The 375-nt window shown below is 64.5% G+C and carries 1 protein-coding gene; it reads right to left on the bottom strand.

The window, feature by feature from the left end:
• Positions 1-375, bottom strand: a 375-nt coding sequence (locus WNE31_RS18435) for a calcium-binding protein (RefSeq protein WP_463407450.1), incomplete at both ends; no start/stop codon positions are given.

The following is a 375-nucleotide window of genomic DNA, read 5'->3' as shown; positions in this document are numbered from 1 at the left end:
GCCGCCGCGCAGAGTGTCGTTGCCCGCACCACCGGACAGACGGTCATCTCCTGCGCCCGCGCTCAGGTCATCATGGCCCGCGCCGCCGATAAGGTGGTCATCCCCCTCGCGCGTCGTGATCCGGTCATCCCCGGACGACCCCGTGATCGCGAACACCTCAAACCCCTGGAAATAGGTCTGGGTCGTGCTGTCATCGCTCAGGTAAATATGCTCTCGCTGGCTCGAATAGCCTCCATCCGTGTCCAGCCGCAAATACAGCCCAGTCGCCGTCAGCCCGCCCGCAGACACGCCCGAATAATCCAGCGTCAGCTGGTCCGTGCCATCGCCCCCATGCAAGGTGTCCAGCTGGAACCCCGCTACAACCACATCGTCGCC

Source organism: Shimia fortis, from assembly GCF_040225985.1.
GTDB lineage: Bacteria > Pseudomonadota > Alphaproteobacteria > Rhodobacterales > Rhodobacteraceae > Shimia.
Note: the sequence above shows the minus strand (reverse complement) of the source record. Positions and strands in the feature narration are given on the sequence as shown.